Source organism: Paenibacillus sp. F024, assembly GCF_057814255.1.
On sequence record NZ_JBVASZ010000072.1, the window covers coordinates 1 to 6,394 of the forward strand.

The window sequence follows — 6,394 nt, forward strand, 5'->3', positions numbered from 1 at the left end:
CGTCGATACGCTTTTACGCACAGATTTCGCCATACGCAAGTATCCTAGCTACGCGGGGACTTGGCTCCTCCCGCGACCGGACTTTCACCGGCTAGAAGATGCGTGCTTAGCTGGGCACGCCAAACGGTAAAAGCCCAAAGGAGCTCCTCCCCCTTGGGCTTTTATTATGTCTTATGCTGTGCCGGATACATTCCCGACCCTGCAAAAATTATGCATTGTGATAAAGAGCGGTTTTCAATTTTCCTTTTGCCCTTTTCAGCGCATTATCGATTGATTTATTACCTACTCCGTGTAAATCAGCGATCTCCTTATAGACCAATCCATCGAGCAACCCCATTACCGCTGACCTTTCCAAATGCGTTAAATGCGTTTTTATCGTGTCAAACAGTTCCTTATCTCTTGCCTGCTTCATAAACACGTCTTCCGCCGAAGGCGTAAAGTTGGGGATAAGTTCATATCGGCTGATCTTTTCCTGTTCGCTAAATGGCGTTTCGTCCAAGGACAAGCATTGGTTTAAAACCTGTTGTTTTTTTCTTAAGGCTGCTTTTACGGCGTTGATAATATAATGCTTGATGTGTAATTTGGCGAAGCCGGAAAACGCCATGCCTTTAGCAGGGTTATATTTTTTACATGCGATAAATAAGCCGATACAACCGGCTTGATTCATGTCAGCCGGCATGAGACCTGGTGCATAATACTTCTTGCTGCAACAATAAATCATCGGAAGATAACGACTTAGCAGAGAGTTGAATGCGAGCTGATCGCCTTGATTTACGCAGGCAACCAGATCGGAATCCGTAAATTCATCCATCATTGAAGTCATCCCCTCAGTTCTTATGTTGATTTTTTTATTTGCAACCGGATATCATGATCGTCGGACGGTCCGCTAAGGAGATTTCTTCTCCAGTAGCCAGGATGCGAACAACCGGTCTTTGCATATGGCTGGTGATTTTGGTGACGATCGCTTCTTCCCCATGCTGCAAAATGACTTTGGTCCCGGGAGAGTATGCGGGAACCGCACTTACAAAGGCTTGTACAATTTCGGTGCTGTAGGAAATACTGCTTGATGCCATCACCATCTCCATGACTTCGTGAGGCGGCAGCTCATTCGATTGATTCTCGTACAAATTGCAAACAGCACATATTTGGGCATACGGATGGAATGCCTCCCCGCGAATTGCCCGTGGGAATCCCTGCCCATCCAATTTTTCATGATGCTGGAATGCGATATGTGCAGATAATAAACTGATTTCACGAATTCCCCGCAAGATAGAGAATCCGGCCTCCGGATGCTCCTTTTCCTCCACAGCTTTCGCCTTTCCAATATCATGCATCAGGCATCCCAACGCGAGATCACGCAGCATGAGCTCGTTATAGCCGAGATTCTTCCCTACTTGCAAGGATAGTATGGCTACATTCACCGCATGAGCATATGGTCTTAGCGCCTCTGACAACGTTGTAGAAGGTACGGGTAATATCAGGGGCCGGCTTTGAATTTCCTTGATCAGACGTCCGGTACCTTGCAGCAATTTGATCGTAGGTAAAGGTTTCTTTGATTTAACGGCATCAAAAGCCTCTTGAACCCATTGTACAATGTCCATCCATGACGGAACATCCATCATCTCTTCCAGTGTAATGCCCTTGGACTCAGCATCCTCCACAATCAAATTCCGGATGCCGATATGCACAAGTCTTTCCAAATATTTAGGATGAATGGTCTGGTTCGCAGAAAGCAGCATACGGCGTTGACTGTCATATACCGGCTTTGCCAACTGCATGGTTCTCTCGTCGTATTGAGTGATTGGAATCAATCTCACGGCGTTCATTTCCCCTTCTACAATAATTGAACGAATCTATTTCACTTTGAAAGTGGATACGGCATGATTCAACTCATCTGCCAATCCGGCAAGGGATTGAGCTGTCGCTGCGGTTTCCTCCGAAGCTGCCGCCGCTTCTTCCGTTGAGGCGGAGATGCTTTCGATTGAAGTGAGCACCTCCGAAGATTGAGCCGCCTGTTCTTCGCTCGCCGCGGCGATTTCCGCCGCCTTGTGGGCGGATTCATTGACCATTTTGATGATACTCTCAAAAGCTTCACCGGTTTTTTGGGACGAAATAACGCCCTCTCCTACCGCTTTCACGCTTTGACGGGTATTGTTCTGCATTCCTTTAATGATCGATGAAATTTGCTTGGTCGCTTCGCTGCTGCGCTCAGCCAATTTGCGCACTTCATCCGCAACCACGGCAAACCCCCGACCCTGGTCTCCGGCGCGTGCGGCCTCAATCGCCGCGTTCAAAGCCAGAAGATTGGTCTGCTCTGCAATGTCGTCAATGACATCAATAATTTCCCCAATTTTATTCGAATCATCTTCGAGACGCGACATCTGCTGATTCACCAGCTGCATCCCTTCAATTGAAGTACGAACCACTTGGCCGCCTTCCTGCGCAATTCCCACCGTGCTGTTGGACAATTCGGATGCCTGCTCCGCAGCCCGAGCCACAGCGTTAATGGCGTTAGACAATTCTTTGAATAATTCGTTCATCGTTTGAGTATCTTTGGCCTGACTCGTGGTCCCGCCGGCAATCTCCTCGGTCGTCGCCGATATTTGCTGGGATGCGGCTGCAACGCTTTCCGCCGAAGTCATGATCCCGCCGACGGTCGTTCTTAAGCTCAACACCATTTTATTGATCGATTCCGCCAACAGCCCTATCTCGTCTTTCGTATGGATATCCGACGTTTCTCTAAGATCGCCTCCCGCTACTCTTTCAACTAAACCCACCACACGGTTCAAAGGTCGCGCGATCATTTGAGAGATGAAATAACCGAAGCCAATACTTATAAGCAGTGAGACAAGGATAATCGCAAGTGTAATCGTTCGGGAGTTTGCGTAGGTAGCATTGGCTTCCACATTGGCCCTTTCCGCTATCCTGACATTATGGATAATTAAATCCTGCAATATATTTTCCGCTTGGTCACCGGCTTTTCTAAACTCGGGAGCAGTTCTTAAATATTCTTGAACATCACCGGCATGAGCGGATTGTATCGCGTGATCCAATAAGTTATTGTAGGCCTGCCATGCGGGATCAAATTTCTTAAATATTTCCTCCGCTTGTGGGTCCAACCCGGTTTTGCTGTACTTATCGATATTTGCGTCAATTTGTGTTATTAGCTCATTGATCGTTTGTTCATAATTTTTTTTAGCCTCGGGTGTATTCGCAACAAAGTTCATATCCCGGATATTTACTCTAATGCGTTGATATAAAATTTGTGAAGCCGAAAGATCATGGATCGGTATTAGACGATCATTGTATGTGGTCGTGATCTCGTCATTCAATTTACCCATGTTATTTAAACCAAACCATCCGACAAATATTAAAATGATTCCAATCAACACAAATGCTGAAATTAATTTCACCGACGTTCTTAAATTATAAAACCACTTCAAAATAAGTGACCCCTTTTCCAATAAGTACTGTTTTAATCCATTGTGCTCGACGCTTATCGCGTTTCCCCCCCTGAAATCCGATTCCGCCAGTGATGTCCCTCTATTAAAAATAAAAAACCCGATAATCCGTTCCCGCTCAGGAGAAATCAATTCATCGAGTAAACACCAGAAGACATACGTAATGTTAAGAAAGCTTGTCCTATTTAAACAAACTGCGCAAGTTATCCCCTCGTAGTCCAGCCATTTCCGGCGGCCGGGTAGAGACCATGCAGGCCGATGATTCCTGCAGTTATACGAGTTTTTCTAAATGGTTCATGGCTTGTAATGAAAATGGACACAAAAAAGGACCCCAAAGGGCCCAGTTCTACCCATTGGCAACCCGGCTGTCATAGCTTTCGCCTTAGACCCGTGGCTTTGCGCCCTTATCTTTCAATAAGTTTGCCTTTATCAACTTGTATGAAAATAGAATCATAAACGAAGAACAAAAAATAGGCACTAAATACCATGTCCAAAGTTACACGTTATCATAATAAATGTCAATAAACTATAGTATCTTGTTGAAAAATGTACAAAAATTTCATGGCTATTTCGGGAACAATGATTTGCCATGAACCGGATTCCATGGCATTCACAACTCCGGTGAATGTACTGTTTTTAGGTGCATTAATATCGACTAATGACTTGACCCTTATTTTTTTATATCTATGATAGTCCTACTAGATTTTTATACAGGTAGACAAGTCGCTGACCACAACGTTTTCTTGAGGACAACATCCTTTAAAATACAAAAAAATGGTAATGACTCTCAAAAAGCCATTACCCCTATGTTCGAACGTTCTAACCTGACCCGCCATTGCGCTGCTCCACTGCATGATCGAATTCGATTTCCGGGAGCACTACGGTAAAGACAGAGCCTTTGCCATGTTCTGATTCAAAGACGAGCTTCCCGTTATGCGCTTCCACGATTTCCTTTACAATCGATAGCCCTAATCCCGTGCCTCCGATTTTGCGTCTATCGCTATTATCCACCCTATAAAACTTGGAAAAAAGCTTATCCTTCGATTCTTCCGGTATACCGAGGCCATAGTCTCTCACCTCTATAAATACCTGCTCGTGGACTGTACTTAATTGGATATCGATTTTGTCTCTCCCCGGGGAGTATTTGATGGCGTTGCTGATTAAATTATCAAATACTTGGTGAAGCCGGTCTTGATCCCCGAGAATCCAAACAGGAGCCTCGATAACCGACAGCTCGATTTGAAAGCCGCTGTTCCCCTGCCAACGCTGTACAATGTCGTTTAGGAAGAGCCTTAAATCCATCGGTTCAAATTCAAATGTCTGCTTGCCCGATTCTATCCGCTGAATATCCAGGAAATCGTTAATCAGAACAGAAAGACGGGTCGTTTCCTTATGTACCGTCGTTAAATATTTTCTCTGACGTTCGGGCTGCAGCTCCCGGCTCAGCATCAGTTCAACAAACCCCAATATGCTTGTGAGCGGAGTCCGCAGCTCATGGGATACCACACTGACAAATTCATTTTTGATCTGCTCAATTTTCTCTTCCTCCGTCCGATCGCGGAAAACAAAAATGTACACTCTTTTATAGGAGCTTGACCCAGACTCATGTGTTGCGAGCACGTACACTTCAAAGTGCCTCATCTTTTGTCCCGATTCCAGAAGCAGCCGCTCCTTAAACTCCTTATCCGGACGCTGCAGCCATTCGATGATCTTGGCCTCAATCAGGGGTCTGTTCGTCTTAAGAAGCTCGTTCATGCGCGTATTCGCAAATATGATTCCTGCAGAAGCATCATACAGCATTTTGCCTTCCTGAACGGTTTCCATGATGTGTTGGATATGCGTTTTTTCCTGTGTCAGCTGCAGGTTTAAATCGATCAGTTCCGATGCCTGCTTCATTCGCTGCTCATTGGTTGCAGCCGCTAAAGAATAAAGGCTTCTTAGCTCATACAGCATGGTGCCCAATACAATCCCCGCCGAAAAGAAGCTTGTCAGCCGCGCCACATACCATCCTGAGCTGTACCTGGCTCCGGCAAACAGAGTCAACGTCACGTCGACCAGAAATGCGAAGACCGCAACATTCAGCCATAATGTGAGTACGGTTTTCCCGCGCTTTACCCAAAACAAGGCGGCACAGGCTGCTGCGTTCAACAGCCAGACCGAGGGACCTACACCCGATGTAATAAGAATATTGAAGTTGCCCTGCTCAATAATTTTCGGCAGGTGGTCATCGAAGCGGAAAGCAGCCAACGCCAGCAAGAAAACAATCAGAACAACCAGCACGAACATAAATCCCGCCAAATAACGCGCACGCCGCTGCGAAAGCTGCGTTTCACCTAATCTAGCATCGACCAGCATATAAGCAATGATGAACATAGGAAACCCGCCGTGCCAAAACACCCACAGCCAAACGGCCGTTTGTGTTCCGGCACCAAGCAATCCCGTTTCGTTGAACACACCGGGAAATGAAAGGATATGAGGGATTGTGATAAGCGCTGAAAATAAGTAAGCCGAAGCAAGAACGCTGAGGGAAGGCTTCCGGCTCACAAGGAATTCCGTAAACAGCACGTAGGCGGTTACCAAATCAAGGATCAGCACACCCGTAATATAAGCCGGAAGAAAAGGCTGTATCGTCGGCCAGGCCATTCGGGCCCACGGCAGTGTCAGAATCGTAATCACCATAACAACGAGGACAACGGCCAAAGCCCCCTTGCGTTGAAGCGGACTAGCTTGATAAGAGGAAATATTCAGAGGATCGGACGAAATCTGTATCTTTGACGACGGCTCCATGACAAACACCCCGAAAAAATTGGCTCTTCGCGCTACTGGGTGGGTGGATGGCTATTAACGAGAGTCATAACCCTTCCGCTTGCTTGGAGAATCTCATAGGCAAAAGAAGCCGTCAAGAAGAGCGCTTGACCGCTCCTTTTGCCTAT

General features: G+C 46.3%; 4 protein-coding genes and 2 riboswitches. All 4 genes read right to left on the minus strand.

Going from position 1 to position 6,394, the window contains the following annotated elements; genetic code table 11:
• Positions 1 to 208: 208 nt before the first annotated feature.
• Positions 209 to 814 carry a sigma-70 family RNA polymerase sigma factor gene (locus ACZYR9_RS27055; protein WP_488981453.1) on the minus strand — a complete coding sequence of 202 codons (606 nt, stop codon included), beginning with the start codon at positions 812 to 814 and terminating at the stop codon, positions 209 to 211.
• A 34-nt stretch (positions 815 to 848) separates the two neighbouring features.
• The gene (locus ACZYR9_RS27060) at positions 849 to 1,817 is read right to left on the minus strand and encodes an HD-GYP domain-containing protein (RefSeq protein ID WP_488981454.1); all 969 of its coding nucleotides are present in this window, start codon (positions 1,815 to 1,817) and stop codon (positions 849 to 851) included.
• 36 nt (positions 1,818 to 1,853) lie between these two features.
• Positions 1,854 to 3,443, minus strand: coding sequence for a methyl-accepting chemotaxis protein (locus ACZYR9_RS27065; protein WP_488981455.1), 1,590 nt, complete (start codon positions 3,441 to 3,443; stop codon positions 1,854 to 1,856).
• Positions 3,444 to 3,655: 212 nt separating this feature from the next.
• A riboswitch (purine riboswitch) is annotated at positions 3,656 to 3,760 on the minus strand.
• 53 nt (positions 3,761 to 3,813) lie between these two features.
• Positions 3,814 to 3,896, minus strand: a riboswitch (cyclic di-GMP riboswitch).
• 384 nt (positions 3,897 to 4,280) lie between these two features.
• Complete coding sequence (locus ACZYR9_RS27070) at positions 4,281 to 6,248, minus strand: MASE4 domain-containing protein (protein ID WP_488981456.1); 1,968 nt, start codon at positions 6,246 to 6,248, stop codon at positions 4,281 to 4,283.
• Positions 6,249 to 6,394 lie beyond the last annotated feature (146 nt).